General features: G+C 67.2%; 10 protein-coding genes. 5 read left to right on the top strand and 5 right to left on the bottom strand.

Annotation, left to right across the window (positions count from 1 at the left end):
* Positions 1 to 187 precede the first annotated feature (187 nt).
* Positions 188 to 1246, top strand: a complete 1059-nt coding sequence (locus AC3A3G_RS07900; RefSeq protein WP_487487919.1) for a CaiB/BaiF CoA transferase family protein — start codon at positions 188 to 190, stop codon at positions 1244 to 1246.
* Positions 1247 to 1370: 124 nt separating this feature from the next.
* On the opposite strand, the gene AC3A3G_RS07895 is transcribed toward AC3A3G_RS07900, so the two are convergent.
* On the bottom strand, positions 1371 to 2942 hold the full coding sequence (locus AC3A3G_RS07895; protein ID WP_487487918.1) for a GNAT family N-acetyltransferase: 1572 nt from the start codon (positions 2940 to 2942) through the stop codon (positions 1371 to 1373).
* A gap of 222 nt (positions 2943 to 3164) precedes the next feature.
* Between AC3A3G_RS07895 and recA the strand changes: the two genes are divergently transcribed.
* The 3 genes from recA (at position 3165) to alaS (ending at position 8125) form a co-directional block, all read left to right on the top strand.
* Positions 3165 to 4244 (top strand): recombinase RecA, encoded by a 1080-nt coding sequence (recA, locus tag AC3A3G_RS07890; RefSeq protein WP_040346130.1) that lies wholly within the window; start codon positions 3165 to 3167, stop codon positions 4242 to 4244.
* A gap of 621 nt (positions 4245 to 4865) precedes the next feature.
* On the top strand, positions 4866 to 5348 hold the full coding sequence (gene rraA, locus AC3A3G_RS07885) for a ribonuclease E activity regulator RraA (RefSeq protein ID WP_487487917.1): 483 nt from the start codon (positions 4866 to 4868) through the stop codon (positions 5346 to 5348).
* 131 nt (positions 5349 to 5479) lie between these two features.
* On the top strand, positions 5480 to 8125 hold the full coding sequence (alaS, locus tag AC3A3G_RS07880) for an alanine--tRNA ligase (protein ID WP_487487916.1): 2646 nt from the start codon (positions 5480 to 5482) through the stop codon (positions 8123 to 8125).
* A 221-nt stretch (positions 8126 to 8346) separates the two neighbouring features.
* On the opposite strand, the gene AC3A3G_RS07875 is transcribed toward alaS, so the two are convergent.
* Together AC3A3G_RS07875 and AC3A3G_RS07870 are read right to left on the bottom strand one after the other, a co-directional pair.
* Positions 8347 to 8898: a DUF2939 domain-containing protein gene (locus tag AC3A3G_RS07875; protein WP_200167990.1), complete on the bottom strand. Its 552-nt coding sequence runs from the start codon at positions 8896 to 8898 to the stop codon at positions 8347 to 8349.
* Between the two features lie 325 nt (positions 8899 to 9223).
* A complete protein-coding gene (locus tag AC3A3G_RS07870; protein WP_125901125.1) occupies positions 9224 to 10444 on the bottom strand; it encodes an NADP-dependent isocitrate dehydrogenase in 1221 nt (406 codons plus the stop codon).
* A gap of 194 nt (positions 10445 to 10638) precedes the next feature.
* On the opposite strand from AC3A3G_RS07870, the gene AC3A3G_RS07865 reads away from it, so the two are divergent.
* Positions 10639 to 11760 (top strand): DUF1176 domain-containing protein, encoded by a 1122-nt coding sequence (locus tag AC3A3G_RS07865; RefSeq protein WP_200167988.1) that lies wholly within the window; start codon positions 10639 to 10641, stop codon positions 11758 to 11760.
* A gap of 81 nt (positions 11761 to 11841) precedes the next feature.
* On the opposite strand, the gene AC3A3G_RS07860 is transcribed toward AC3A3G_RS07865, so the two are convergent.
* The gene (locus AC3A3G_RS07860; RefSeq protein WP_200167987.1) at positions 11842 to 13638 is read right to left on the bottom strand and encodes a DUF885 domain-containing protein; all 1797 of its coding nucleotides are present in this window, start codon (positions 13636 to 13638) and stop codon (positions 11842 to 11844) included.
* 93 nt (positions 13639 to 13731) lie between these two features.
* Positions 13732 to 15555: a DUF885 domain-containing protein gene (locus AC3A3G_RS07855; RefSeq protein WP_487487915.1), complete on the bottom strand. Its 1824-nt coding sequence runs from the start codon at positions 15553 to 15555 to the stop codon at positions 13732 to 13734.
* Between the last annotated feature and the right edge of the window lie 37 nt (positions 15556 to 15592).

Here is a 15592-nt window from a genome sequence, read left to right as displayed (position 1 = left end):
CCAGTAAGAGCAACGCGCGCCGCGCCAGCCAGCACGGTCGCGCCGCTCAGCCAAAGCACTGGGCCCCGGCGCCCGCCGGGGTGAGTGGGTTCATCATTCAGCTCCCCCCGAAGAGGCGGCTTCGTTCAGTTCAAGGCTTGTTCGCCAAGGCTGGACGGGGCCGCCCGCCTCGGCTTCAGTGCCGGACATGAGCGGAACTCTCGACGGCCTGACCATCATCGAAATCGGCGGCATCGGCCCCGCCCCCTTCTGCGGCATGATGCTGGCCGATCATGGGGCCGAGGTGGTGCTGGTCCACCGCCCCGGCGCCGCGCCCGACCCGCGCGATCCCCTGAACCGCAGCCGCGCCCGTCTGGTCGAGGCCGACCTGAAGACGCCCGAGGGCGCCGCCCTGATCCGCGACCTCGCCGGCGCCGCCGACGGCCTGATCGAGGGCTTCCGCCCCGGCGTGATGGAACGTCTCGGTCTCGGCCCCGATGCGCTGCTGGCCGACAATCCGCGCCTCGTCTACGGCCGCATGACCGGCTGGGGTCAGGACGGGCCGCTGGCCCCGGCGCCGGGCCACGACATCGACTACATCGCCGTCTCGGGCGCCCTGCACGCCTTCGGGCGGGCGGGCGAGAAGCCGACCCCGCCGATCAACATGGTCGGCGACTTCGGCGGCGGCGGCATGCTGCTGGCCTTCGGCATGGTCGCGGGCCTGCTGAAGGCCCAGCGCACCGGACGCGGCGACGTGATCGACTGCGCCATGACCGACGGCTCATCCCTGCTGATGAGCATGATCTGGGGCTTCCGCCAGAACCTGCCCGCGCCCCTGCCGCCCAGCCTGGCGTGGCGCGACGAGCGCGGCGTCAACCTGCTCGACACCGGCGCGCCGTTTTACGAGGTCTATGAGACGTCGGACGGCAAATACCTCGCCGTCGGCGCCATCGAACCGGCCTTCTACATCGCCCTGATGCGGCTGACGGGGCTGGGCGGCGATCCCGACTTCGCCATGCCCTTCGACCCGGCTCAGTGGCCGAGGCTGAAGGACAAGCTGGCCGCCGTCTTCCGCACCCGCACCCGCGACGACTGGTGCAATGATCCGGACGCCCAGGCCGCCTGCGTCGCCCCCGTCCTGTCCATGACCGAGGCCCCCGACCACCCGCACAACCGCGCCCGCGAGGCCTTCGTTACCGCGCAGGGCGTGGTGCAGCCCGCGCCCGCGCCCCGCTTCCGGGACAGCCCGGCGAAGCGGCCCTCATAATCCGCTCACCCCGGCGGACGCCGGGGCCCAGTGCTTTGGCCTCAAACGCGCGGCATGAACACCAGGCCTCGTGCGCGCTGCTCTTACTGGATCCCGGCGTCCGCCGGGATGAGCGGCGGCAAGGTCACCCCCCATCCGTCCACACCGTCTTGTACAGATCGAACCGGCGATCCCTCAGGTTCCGCACCGTCCCCTGCGCCTTGGCCCAGGCCAGGTCGGACAGGTCCAGATCCGCCACCGTCACCGTCTCGACGTTCTCGCTGGCCTCGGCCGCCACCCCGTCGCGCGCGAAGGGGAAGTCGCACGGCGTCAGGATGCAGGACTGCGCATACTGGATGTCCATGTTCTCGACGTTGGGCAGGTTGCCGACATTGCCCGACAGCACGACGTAGCACTGGTTCTCGATGGCCCGCGCCTGCGAGCAGTAACGCACCCGCAGATATCCCTGCCGGTTGTCGGTGCAGAAGGGGGTGAACAGGATGCGCGCCCCCTCGTCCGCCAGACGCCGCGCCAGTTCGGGGAACTCGGAATCGTAGCAGATCATCACCCCGATCGGCCCGCAGTCGGTAGGGATGGCGTTGACGCGGTCGCCGCCCTTGATGTTCCACCAGTGCCGCTCGTTCGGGGTCGGGTGGATCTTCTCCTGCTCATGCACCGAGCCGTCGCGCAGGAAGACGTAGGCGACATTCTGGATCTCGCCGTCCTCGGTCCGCGTCGGGTGCGAGCCGCCGATGATGTTGACGTTGTAGCCTACCGCCAGCTCGCGCATCGCCTCGACGAAGCGCGGCGTGTAGCGGGTCAGGGCCTCGATCGATTCCGCCGGGGTCAGCTTCTTCGTCTCCAGCGACAGCAGCTGAAGCGTGAACAGCTCGGGGAAGACCACGAAGTCGGCGCGATAATCCGACACCACGTCGACGAAATATTCGACGTTGTCCATGAACTCGCGGAAGCTTTCGACCTTGCGCATCTGCAGCTGGACGGTGGCGACGCGCACCGTCTCCTTCACCGCAAAGGCCGCCCCCTTGCCCGTCGCCTCGACATAGTAGGGATTGCGCCAGACCCAGCGCGCCGCATGGCCCAGCGACGCCTTGTCCGACGGCAGATAGTTCAGCAGCACCCCCGCAGGCTCGAACCCGGAACGCTGGTGAAAGGCCATGATCGGATCCTTCACCTTGCGGTCGCGCACCGCCTCGACATAGGCGTTCGGGTCCGGATAGGCGGCCCGGCGACGCGCCAGCCCCGGCATCCGGCCGCCGAAGACGATCCCCTTCAGGTTCTGCGCCTCGCACAGGTCGCGGCGCGCGTCATACAGGCGCTGGCCGATGCGCAGGCGGCGTCGGGCGGGGTCGACGCAGACCTCCATGCCGTACAGCCACGCGCCCGCCGGATCGTGGCGCGCGCCATAGCCGCCGCCGGTGATCTGGTCCCAGCTGTGCGGCCCCATGGCCGAGGCCTCGTCGATGCGGAAGCTGGCGGCGTAGCCGACGATCTCGCCCTCGAACTCGACCACGAACTGCCCGTCGGGATAGGTGGCGATCTGGCCGCGCAGCATCCCCGGCGTATAGGGCGGCATGTCCTTGTAAACTCGCGCCACCAGGGCGTTGACCCCGGCGACATCGCCCATGCGGGCGTTGCGGATGGTCAGGACGGCGGGCTTCGCCGGCTCGGCGGAAAGGGAGGTCTCAATGTCGGTCATGCCCTGCCTAACGCGCGAGCTTGGCTGTTGGATCAATTCGGCCGACAAAAGAGCTAATGCGTCAATTTCGGTCGCATCGCACAGATTTGTTCTCGTTCAGTTCACGAGAACATCTTGCGAACAAGAACAAACCATGTCCATAGTCCGGCTCAACGAGGGAGCGGGTCCGTGGCGGGTCTCTCCCGAAGTCAGATGGGAATCATGGCAAGGGAGAGAAAACCAATGTCACAGGCGGCACTGAAGCTCGTGGGTAAAGAAGACGGCGACAAACAACGCGCTCTTGAGGCGGCGATCGCACAGATCGATCGCGCCTTCGGCAAGGGCTCGGTCATGAAACTGGGCAAGGCCGGACAGGTGGCCGAGATCGAGAGCGTCTCGACCGGCTCTCTGGGTCTCGACATGGCGCTCGGCATCGGCGGTCTGCCGGTCGGCCGGGTGATCGAGGTGTTCGGCCCCGAATCCTCGGGCAAGACGACCCTGGCCCTGCACACCGTGGCCGAGGTCCAGAAGAAGGGCGGCGTGGCCGCCTTCGTCGACGCCGAACACGCGCTCGATCCCGTCTACGCTCAGAAATTGGGCGTGAACCTCGACGACCTTCTGGTGTCGCAGCCCGATGCGGGCGAGCAGGCGCTGGAGATCGTCGACACCCTGGTGCGCTCGGGCGCCGTGGACATCGTGGTGGTCGACTCCGTCGCCGCCCTGACGCCCCGCGCTGAGATCGAGGGCGAGATGGGCGACAGCCTGCCCGGCCTTCAGGCCCGCCTGATGTCGCAGGCCCTGCGCAAGCTGACGGCCTCGATCTCCAAGTCGAAGTGCATCGTCCTGTTCATCAACCAGATCCGTCACAAGATCGGCGTCATGTACGGCTCGCCGGAAACGACGACGGGCGGCAATGCGCTGAAGTTCTACGCCTCGGTGCGCCTCGACATCCGCCGCACCGGCGCGATCAAGAACCGCGACGAGGTCGTCGGCAACACCACCCGCGTCAAGGTGGTCAAGAACAAGGTCGCCCCGCCGTTCCGCGAGGTCATCTTCGACATCATGTACGGCGAAGGCATCTCCAAGATCGGCGAGATCATCGACCTGGGGGTCAAGGCCAACATCATCGAGAAGTCGGGTTCGTGGTTCTCCTACGACTCCACCCGCATCGGCCAGGGTCGCGAGAACGCCAAGGAGTTTCTCAAGAACAACCCCGACATGGCCCTCGCCATCGAGAAGGCCGTGCGCCAGTCGACGGCCAAGATCGCCGACGACATGCTGGGCGCGCCCGAGCCGGACGAAGGTCAGGATCTGGAGGGCTGATCCGCCACCCCCAACGCCGTCATCCTCGGTCTTGACCCGAGGATCCAGCCAGGCAGCGTCCTCTTCCTTTCCAGCCGTGATCGCGCTGACGATCCGATCTTCGGATCAAGCCCGAGGATGACGGCGGAAGGCAAGGGGCATCCTGACGGCCAGAGCTTCTCCGTTCGCCGCCTCGCGACCCGCCTACCGACCCCGCGGGGCCGGTCGAACGGAGACCGGCCCGCCCGACCTGCTTCGGGCGGGCCTCTTTTTTTCCCCAAGCTGAAAATTGACCTCAGCTCAAAGCGGTCCCCCAGGACGGCACTCGTGCCCCCGCTCGGCCGTATAGTAAGGCGTAGGGAACAGGGGCGTAATTACCGTCACATTGCCTCCCGATTCCATGCAAACATCATTCCCATACCCCACGACGGTCGTCATGGATGCGTCCGAATAGAATGTATAATAGTACACATACTCCCATGAATTGAACGCAACCGCCGGCGAAGCGGTCATGGCGAGAAGAATTCCGGACATTGCCAATTTGGTTAGCGTGCGCACGCGTATTCTCCCTAAATTAAAGTCTGAAACATCCATCAGACCAGATCACATAACAACGATTCTTGATAAAGAAGAAGGAACGCCATGCCCCCTGCCACCGCCGACCTCTGCGACGCCCATCCTGACGTGGTGAAGGTCTGCCAGACGCCTTTCCGCAGCTTCGGCCAGGTCACGGCCTTCCACGGCCCGATCCGCACCCTCAGCGTGCTGGACGACAACGCCCTGGTCCGCCAGACGCTGGAGCGCCCCGGTCAAGGCGCGGTTCTGGTGGTCAACGGCGGCGGTTCGCTCAAGCGCGCCCTGGTCGGCGACAACCTAGCCAAACTGGCCATCGACAACGGCTGGGCCGGGATCGTCGTCCACGGCGCCGTGCGCGACACAGCCGTCATCAACACCATGAACGTCGGCGTCAAAGCCCTGGGAACCATCCCCCTGCGCGCCGATCGCGACGCCATCGGCGAGATCGACATCCCCACCGCCTTCGGCGGCGTCATCTTCACCCCCGGCGACTGGCTCTACGCCGACGCGGACGGCCTGATCGTCTCGCCGCGTCGCCTGCACGATTAGAGCGTCCTCGAGCGTAAAAACACGGCCGCGCCCGCAGGATCACGCGCCAGTGATGCGTTCGGCGCAAAATCCCTATATGACGCCGGTTCCGACATTCCTCCCGCGCGCCCGAGTTCCAGAGCGATACGCCCATGACCAGCCTGAAGCAGATCCGTTCCACCTTCCTCGACTACTTCGCCGCCGACGGCCACGAGAAGGTGCAGTCGGCTCCGCTCGTGCCGCAGAACGACCCGACGCTGCTGTTCGTCAACGCGGGCATGGTGCCGTTCAAGGACTATTTCACCGGCGCCGCCACCCCGCCCTACAACCGCGCCACCAGCTCGCAGAAATGCGTCCGCGCCGGCGGCAAGCACAACGACCTGGACAACGTCGGCTATACCGCGCGTCACCATACTTTCTTTGAAATGCTGGGCAATTTCTCGTTCGGCGACTACTTCAAGGACCACGCCATCGAGCGCGCCTGGACCCTGCTGACCAAGGAGTTCGGCCTCGATCCCAAGCGCCTACTGGTCACCGTCTATCACACCGACGATGAAGCCTTCGACATCTGGAAGAAGATCACCGGCTTCTCGGACGACAAGATCATCCGCATCCCCACCGCCGACAACTTCTGGGCCATGGGCGACAGCGGGCCGAGCGGTCCGTGCACGGAAATCTTCTACGACCACGGCGACCATATCTTCGGCGGCCCTCCCGGTTCGCCGGACGAGGACGGCGACCGCTTCGTGGAGATCTGGAACAACGTCTTCATGCAGTTCGAAAAGGAGAACGACGAGATCGTTCGCGAACTGCCCAAGAAATCGGTCGACACCGGCATGGGTCTGGAGCGCATCGCCGCCGTGCTGCAGGGCGTCCACTCCAACTATGAAGTGGACCTGTTCCGCAATCTGATCGCGGCCTCGGAAGAGCTGACCCACACCAAGGCCGAGGGCGAGCGCGCACCGTCGCACCGGGTCATCGCCGATCACCTGCGTTCGACCGCCTTCCTGATCGCCGACGGCGTGACCCCCTCGAACGAGGGCCGGGGCTATGTCCTGCGCCGCATCATGCGCCGCGCCATGCGCCACGCCCACCTGCTGGGCGCCGCCGATCCGTTGATGCACCGCCTAGTGCCGACTTTGGTCGAGGAGATGGGCGAGGCCTACCCCGAGCTCGGCCGCGCCCAGGCTTTCATCGAGGACACGCTGAAGCAGGAAGAGATCCGCTTCCGCACCACGTTGGGTCGCGGCATGAACCTGTTCGATCAGGCCACCAGCGACTTCAAGGCCGGCGACATGCTGGACGGCCAGACGGCCTTCACCCTGTACGACACCTACGGCTTCCCGCTGGACCTAACGCAGGACGAGGCCCGTCGTCGCGGCTTCAGCGTCAACGTCGACGGCTTCGAATCCGCCATGGCCGAACAGCGCGACCGCTCGCGCGAACACTGGAAGGGCTCGGGCCAGACGGCCTCGGCCAGCGCCTGGCTGGCCCTGCGCGACCAGCACGGCGGCACCCAGTTCACCGGCTATGAGTCCGAAACCGGCGAAGGCAAGGTCATCGCCATCGTCAAGGACGGCGCCGAAAGCCCCTCCGCCGCGACCGGCGAGACGGTCGAGGTGCTGCTGGACAAGACCCCCTTCTACGGCGAAGGCGGCGGTCAGGCGGGCGACAAGGGCGCCTTCGTCTGGAGCGGCGGCAAAGGCCGAGTTCTCGACACCAAGAAGCACGGCGGCGACCTGCACGTTCACACGCTGGAAGTGACCAAGGGTTCGCTGACGACCGGCGCGGTCGTAACCGCCACCGTCGAGGAAGGCTCGCGCCCGACCACCCGCGCCAACCACTCGGCCGCCCACCTGTTCCACGCCGCCGTCAAGAACGTCCTGGGCGCCCACGTCGCCCAGAAGGGCCAGATGGTCGACGCAGAGCGCATGCGCTTCGACTTCAGCCACAACGCCCCGATGACGGACGAGGAGATCGCCCGCGTCGAGGACGAGGTGAACGCCGTCATCCGCCAGAACGTCCCGGTCACGACCGAGCTGATGACGCCCGACGCCGCCATCGCGGCGGGCGCCGTGGCCCTGTTCGGCGAGAAGTACGGCGACGAGGTCCGCGTCCTGACCATCGGCCGCGCCCTCAGCGGCCCCGGCGCCTATTCGGTCGAGCTGTGCGGCGGCACCCACGTCTTCCGCACCGGCGACATCGCCCTGTTCAAGATCGTGTCCGAAGGCGGCGTGGCCGCCGGCGTGCGCCGCGTCGAGGCCCTGACCGGCGAGGCGGCCCGCCGCTTCCTGCTGGATCAGGCCACTGTCGCCCGTCATCTGGCTCAGGGCTTCAAGATCCAGCCCGCCGAGGTTCCGGCCCGCGTCGAGGGTCTGCAAGCCTCGGTCAAGACGCTGGAGAAGCAGGTCGCCGACCTGAAGAAACAACTGGCCCTGGGCGGCGGCGCGGGCGCCAATGCGGCCCCCGAAGAGATCAACGGCGTCAAGCTGATCGCCCGCGTGCTGGACGGCGTCGACGGCAAGGGCCTGCGCGGCGTGGCCGAGGACTTCAAGAAACAGCTCGGTTCGGGCGTCGTCGCCCTGGTCGGCGTCACCGACGGCAAGGCGGCCATCACGGTCGCCGCCACGCCGGACATGGCGGGCAAGGTCAATGCGGCCGACCTGGCCCGCGACGCCGTCATCGCCATGGGCGGCAAGGGCGCAGGCGGCAAGCCCGACTTCGCCCAGGGCGGCGCCCCGGACGGATCGAAGGCCGAGGCTGGGCTGAACGCCATCCGCGCCGCGCTGAAGGGCTGATCGCCCCCACAGGCTGAAACGACGAAGGGCGGCGCATCGGATGCGCCGCCCTTTTCTTTAAGCCGCTCGCGTATCGAGGGTTGAGCGCTGCCCCAACCCCGCTCATCCCGGCGGAGGCCGGGAACCAGAAAGAGCGCCACACGGCGTCCTTTCCATTTCAGCAAAGCGCTTGAAGCCAAAGCACTGGATCCCGGCCTCCGCCGGGATGAGCGGAGTATGGCTTACTCTGGCGTCCCCAGATCAATCGCCGCCAGCTTCCAGCCGAACAGGTTGCGGCGCTTCATCAGCAGGGACACCTGCTCGTCCGGCTGGTCGTCGCGGGTCAGGGTGACGGCGAAGGTGTCCAGGTCGCGATAGCCCCACGACTGACGCACGCGGTCATGGTCGCTCTTCGCCTTCGGCTCCGTCTCGACCGAGAGAGCGGGCTTGGGCGTGCGACCCTCCTGCACCATCATCGAGATCGCCTGCGGGGTGACGAAGGCGTCGACCGCCCCGCCGACGATGGCGGGCGCCAGCAGCATGCCCAGACCCGACAGGCCGCTGTCGGCCATGCGCGGATCGTTGCGCATCTCGGCCATCATGCGGGCGTTCAGTTCGTCCTTCAGACTGGCGCGGAAGGCGGGAAAGTCCACCTGGCGCTCCAGCCCCGCTTCATCCCCGGCCTTCGCCGCCTGCACCAACGATCGCGCCGCCAGCAGCGGCGACGCGGCGTAGGCGACCACAAGGACTGCGGCGGCCGCCACCCCCAGACGAATGATCAGTTTGCGGTTCATCGGCCCTCCCCTGCCTTACGAACGCGACGAGACGACGACGAAACGGCGTCAAAATCCCCAAGAGTATTAGGGACATGGATCGTAGGCGGGTTCAATGCGTGTTTTCACGCGGCTCCGTCCCCCTGTCCCTCTGTCCCACGCCGTCATCCTCGGGCTTGACCCGAGGATCCAGCCATCCGCGTGCGGGACATGGGCAGGATCGAGCGCGTCGCCCCCCCTGGATCCTCGGGTCAAGCCCGAGGATGACGGCGAATGTGGGGGATAACGCCCAACAAAAAGCCCGCCGGATCGCTCCGGCGGGCCTTGATGTCGTTCTGAGCTAAGCTCAGCCGATGCCCGGCAGGGCCTTCTTCAGGTTCTCGGACACCTTGTCCAGGAAGCCTTCGGTCGTCAGCCAGGACTGCTGATCGCCGACCAGCAGGGCCAGATCCTTGGTCATGAAGCCCGACTCGACGGTCTCGACAACCACGCGCTCCAGCGTATCGGCGAACTCGGCCAGCTCGGCGTTGCCGTCCAGCTTGGCGCGGTGCTTGAAGCCGCGGGTCCAGGCGAAGATCGAGGCGATCGAGTTGGTCGAGGTGGCCTCGCCCTTCTGATGCTGGCGGTAGTGGCGGGTCACGGTGCCGTGGGCGGCCTCGGTCTCCATGACCTTGCCGTCCGGCGTCATCAGCACCGAGGTCATCAGGCCCAGCGAGCCGAAGCCCTGCGCCACGATGTCCGACTGCACGTCGCCGTCGTAGTTCTTGCACGCCCAGACGAAGCCGCCCGACCACTTGATTGCGGCCGCGACCATGTCGTCGATCAGGCGGTGTTCATAGGTCAGGCCGCGCTTCTTGAATTCCTCGGCGTAGTCGGCGTCGAAGACTTCCTGGAAGATGTCCTTGAAGCGGCCGTCGTAGGCTTTCAGGATGGTGTTCTTGGTCGACAGATAGACTGGGTAGTTGCGCTGCAGGCCATAGGCGAACGAGGCGTGGGCGAACTCGCGGATCGAGGCGTCCAGGTTGTACATGCCCATGGCCACGCCGGCGCCCGGCGACTTATAGACCTCGTGCTCGATGACCTCGCCGTCGTCGCCGACGAACTTGATGGTCAGCACGCCCGGTCCCGGCATCAGGAAGTCGGTGGCCTTGTACTGGTCGCCGAAGGCGTGACGGCCGACGACGATCGGCTGCGTCCAGCCCGGCACCAGGCGCGGGACGTTCTTGCAGATGATCGGCTCGCGGAAGACCACGCCGCCCAGGATGTTGCGGATGGTGCCGTTCGGCGACTTCCACATCTTCTTCAGGCCGAATTCGGCGACGCGCGCCTCGTCCGGGGTGATGGTGGCGCACTTCACGCCGACGCCGTGCTTCTGGATGGCGTGGGCCGCGTCGATCGTGATCTGATCATCGGTGGCGTCACGGCTTTCCATGCCGAGGTCGTAATAATCGAGTTCGAGGTCCAGGTACGGGAAGACCAGCTTGTCCTTGATCATCTGCCAGATGATCCGGGTCATTTCGTCGCCGTCGATGTCCACGATGGGATTGGCGACCTTGATCTTGGCCATGCTTACGCCTCTGTCTCTCAATCAGGGAAGGAATTCGGTGCAGGGGATATAGCGACCCCGGCGCGCGGGCGCAAAGGGGACGAAAGCCGCACGGCGGGAACGAAGCCGCCGGAACGAAACGGCGGCTTGGCCGCTAGGCTTTTTCATGGCTACGCTTGGCGTCGCCAGTCGATCAAGAACGCATGGAACGCCTGATGACGCTTCGCCGCCTGCGGTTCGCCGCCTCTGTCGCCCTCCTCCCCCTGACGCTGATCGCCTGCAAGGGACGTGAGGCCGCCGCCACGCCCGAAACCCCGGCCGCGCCGGCCCCTGCAGAAGCGGCCGCCGCCTCCGCTGTCCAGGCCGCCGCCGCCAATCCGCCCAGCGTGACGCGCGAGTTCCGAGACTGGACCGCCACCTGCGACAACACCAACCACTGCGTCGCCTTCGGCTCAGGCGAGAACCAGATGGGCTTCGTCCTCGTCTCGCTCGCCCCCGGACCGGACGCCCGGCCCGTGGTTCATATGGGCGGCTGGGGCCTGGAGGACGGCGAGGGCGACGTCTACGCCGAGATCGACGGCCGGCGCCATGCGGGTCAGAACACCAAGATGGACGAGGAAGGCGACGTCATCGCCTTCAGGACGCCCTCAGCCCCGCTGATGCAGGGCCTCGGCAACGGCTCCTTCATGGCGTTAAGGCGCGGCGACAAGCAGATGAAGGTCAGCCTGGGCGGGGCCGCCGCCGCCTTCCTGTGGATCGACGAGCGTCAGGGACGGCTGGGCACGACCACCGCCCTGATCCGTCGCGGCGACCGTCCGGCCTCCACCGTCCCCGCCGCGCCGGCCGCCCCGCGCGTGACGATCGCCGCCGCCGCGCCGCAGAACGGCCTGGTGCAGGACGACCTGTCGCCGGCGCTGCTGGCGCACCCCAAGGTAAAGGAATGCCTGGCCGAAACCCGCAAGGGCGAGCGGTTCGAACCGGACGTCGAGGTCTTCCGTCTGGCGGAAGACAAACTGCTGTGGGCCGTGCCCTGCGGCGAAGGCGCCTACAACTTCAACCAGGTCTATTTCATCACATCGGCTGACCGAACCTCGCCCCAGCTGGTCAGCTTCTCCACGGCGACCGGCAGCGAAGAAACCCTGGTCAACAGCCGCTATGACCCCAAGACCCGCACCCTGTTCGCCTTCGGTCGGGGACGCGGCATCGGCGACTGCGGCCGCATGGGCACCTGGGCCTGGACCGGCGAACGCTTCGCCCTGCTGAACGAGAAAAACATGCCCAGCTGCACCGCCATTCCGCAGGATCTGTGGCCGACCACCTGGCGCGCGGCGACCTGACGACGGCTCGACGCCAGACGTGAAAACGGCCCGGACGCGCGAACGTCCGGGCCGTCATTCGTTTCAGGCTTCAATCACGCCTCAGGCGCGCATCCGCCCTTCCAGCACCGCCAGCGGCAGGGAGCCGCTGCCCAGCACCTTGTCGTGGAAGGCGCGCAGGTCGAAGCCGGGCTTGGCTTCCGCCTCCTTGCGCAGGCGCGCGATGACCGTGTGGCCGACCTTGTAGGAACAGGCCTGGCCCGGCCAGACCGAGTAGCGGTTGATCTCGCTGTTCGAGGCGTCCAGCGGCTTGGCGCCTGAGGCCGCCATATAGTCGACCGCCTGTCCGCGGCTCCAGCGTTCGGAGTGGATGCCGGTGTCGACCACCAGACGCACGGCCCGGAACAGATAGGACATCAGGAAGCCCACCCGGCCCAGCGGATCGGTGGCGTAGGCGTCGAGATCGTCCGCCGCGACCGCCTCGGCGTACAGCGCCCAGCCTTCGTTATAGGCCGAGAAGCCGCCCGCGCGGCGCCATTGCGGCAGTTCGCCCGACTCGCGTTGCAGCGCCACCTGCAGGTGGTGGCCCGGCGAGGCCTCGTGATAGGTCAGGGTCGGCAGGGCGAACTTCGGCCAGTTCCCGCTGTCGCGCAGGTTGATGTAGTAGGCGCCTGGACGCGAGCCATCCAGCGGCGGCCCCTGATAGTATCCGCCCGGCGCGCCCGACTGGATCGACACCGGCACGCGGCGCACCTCGACGTGGGTCTTGGGCAGGCGGCCGAAGACGGCGGGCAGTTTCGGCTCCAGCGCCGCGACCTGCTCGTTCAGCCACTTCAGCAGCTCTTCCTTGCCCGCGTCGGTGTTGGGGAACAGCTGGGCCGGATCCTTGTTCAGCGCCTGAACCCGCTCGCCGACCGTGCCCTGGGTCATGCCCTGCGACTTCAGGATGCCGTCGATCTCGGCGGTGATCTCGGCCACCTGCTCGCGGCCCATGGCGTGGATTTCCTTGGCCGAGAGCGTGGTCGTCGTGTTCGACTTCAGCCCGGCGGCGTAGAAGGCCTCGCCGTCCGGCAGGCGCCACACGCCCGCATCGTGCACGGCGTCGGGGCGGATCTTCTCCAGCGCCTCGATCTGGCGAGCCAGGGCGGGCTTGATCTTCTGATCGACCAGGGCGACGGCGCGCGCGTCATAGCCCGGCAGGTTCAGCGCCCCGGCCTTGCGGGCCAGCGACTTGATCATGGACATGTCGGCGGCCGAGGTATCGCGCAGGGTTCGGATCTGCGGCAGCATCCGGTCGATGATGAAGTCCGGCGGAATGACGCCCAGCCCGGCGTCCTCGCGGATCTTGGCCGTCTCGCCGTCCAGCACGCCGGCGAAGGCGTCCAGGCGCGACAGGAAGGCGTCGGCGCCCGCCGCATCCTCGATGCGGTGCTGGTTGTCCATGAAGTCCGGCATGGAGAAATAGCCGCCCGACAGCTGGGTCACGACATAGGGCGACGGGCGGCCCGGCCCGGCGCCATAGTCGAAGCGCGCCGTCTCGGCCGAGGTCTGACGCCCGAAGGCGGCGATGGCGTAGTTCAGCGCCCCGGCCTCGGACAGGCCGGTCTGATCGAAGGCGCGCAGCTCGGCCCAGCGGCTGACCGCCTTGTCGCGATCCTTGCGGATGGCGTCCGGCCCGGCTTCGCTCAGCTTGGACGACAGGCCCGCGCGGGCGCCCTTGTCCAGACCCAGGTTGGTGGCGCGCTCGGGCGACTCGTCGATGTCAGCCTCGAACCAGCCGTCCAGCAGGGCGTTCAGACGCGCATCGGCATCGGTCACAGCGGCGGCGGCTTGCGCCAGCGAAGGCGCGGCGACAGCGGTCGCGGCGGCGGTCAGAAGAAGGCGGCGGCGGTCGATCATTCGGATATTCCCCCAACAGAGCCGCGCCGCGCCGGACGCCGCTCCCAAAGCTTACTGAATGGCGGACCGGCGCGCCCGTAAGAGGTCCAGCCGTCAGGCCGGGGTCCAGGCGTTCATGGTCCGCTCCAGAACCGTCAGCGGCACCCCGCCCAGGCTCAGGCCGGTGTCATGGAAGCCCTTGATGTCGAAGCGCGATCCCAGACGCTTCTTGGCGTCTTCACGCAGGCGCACCCAGGTGGTGTGGCCGACCTTGTAGCTGGAGGCCTGGCCCGGCCAGACGCAGTAGCGCTCGACCTCGGTGGCGATGCTGGATTCCTGATCGCCCAGCGTATCGACCATGTAGCGGATGCCCTGTTCGCGGCTCCAGCGCTTGTGGTGCAGACCCGAGTCCACGACCAGACGCGCGGCGCGGAACATCAGCGACTGCAAATAGCCGATCTGGCCGAAGGGATCGTTCTCATAGGCGCCGATCTCGTCCGCCAACTGCTCCGAATACAGGCCCCAGCCCTCGGAATAGGCTGAGAAGCCCATGACCTTCATCAGCAGCGGCGTGTCCGGCTGCTCCATCTGCAGGGCGATCTGGAAGTGATGGCCCGGCACGGCCTCGTGATAGGTCAGGGTCGGCAGGGTCCATTTGGGCCACTCCGCCGTGTCGCGCAGATTGATGTAGTAGGCGCCCGGACGCGACCCATCCAGGGCCGGCGCCATGTAGTAGCCGCCCGGCGCGCCGGCCTCAGTGGCCTTGGGCACGCGGCGGATGTCGCACGGCGACTTGGGCAGGCGGCCGAAATAGTCCGGCATGCGGGCCTGCATGGCCGCCATCTGGACATTCAGTTCCTTCAGCAGCTCTTCCTTGGCTTCGTCGGTGTTCGGATAGACGAAGCGCGGATCCTTGCCGAGGGCGGCGATGCGCTGGCCGACCGCGCCTTGCGTCAACCCCTGCGCCTTCAGCAGGCCGTCGGCGCGGGCCGAGATTTCGGCCACCTGATCCAGCCCCATCTGATGCACCTCATCCGGCGTCATCGAGGAGGTGGTGTAGTTCTTCAGTCCATAGCGATAGTAGGCCTCGCCGTCCGGCAGGCGCCACACCCCGCCGTCGTGCGACGCGCCCGCGCGCACCGCCTTCAGGGCGTCCGCCTGGCGCTGGATCGCCGGATAGACCTCTCGGGTCAGGATCGTCTGAGCCCGCGCGGCCCAGTCGCCGGGGATGTTCTTCTCGGCCGTGCGGCGGGCGATCGACTGGCTCATGGCCGAGTCGGCCACGGCCGTGCCGGTGATGGCGCCCATCTGCGTCAGGGTGCGGTCGATGACGAAGTCCGGCGGCACGGCCCCGGCGGCGTAGTCGATCCGCATCCGCTCGCGTTCGTCGTCCAGACTGCGGGCGAAGTCCGACAGGCGCGACAGATAGGCCTCGGCGTCGTCCGCCGCCTCAATGCGGTGCTGGCTGTCGAGGAAGTCCGGGATCTGCTGGTACGAGCCGCCCAGCTGGCTGACCGTATAGGGCGAGGGGAACATCCCGCCGCCATAGGGGAAGGCGTAGCCCTCCTTCACCGTCTCGCCGAAGAAGGTCAGGGAGTCGTGATAGATCTGCTCCTTGGCCGGCAGGGCGTTGCGGTCGATGGCCGCCATGTCCTTCATGGCGGCGACGAACTTGACCTTGTCGGCCTCGACCTTGGCCTGGCTGCGGTCGCTCAGCTTGAAGCGGGCGTCGGCGTGTTCGCCCCGGTCCATGCCCAGCATGGTCAGGGATTCCGGATCCGTCAGGAGCATCTCCTGCGCGATCCGGTTCATCAGGGCGTTGAAGTCGGCCGAGGCGGTCTGCGCTGCAGCGCCGTGGGCGAGGGCACGAACCGGGCCGACAGCGGCCAGCGCTCCCCCCGCGGCGACCGACATCAGCAGGCGGCGGCGATCCATCATGAGCTTCCTCCCAAAAGCGATGGGCCGGGATGCTAGC

The sequence above is a fragment of the Brevundimonas sp. Soil_N_31 genome (genome assembly GCF_057655995.1).
Note: the sequence above shows the minus strand (reverse complement) of the source record. Positions and strands in the feature narration are given on the sequence as shown.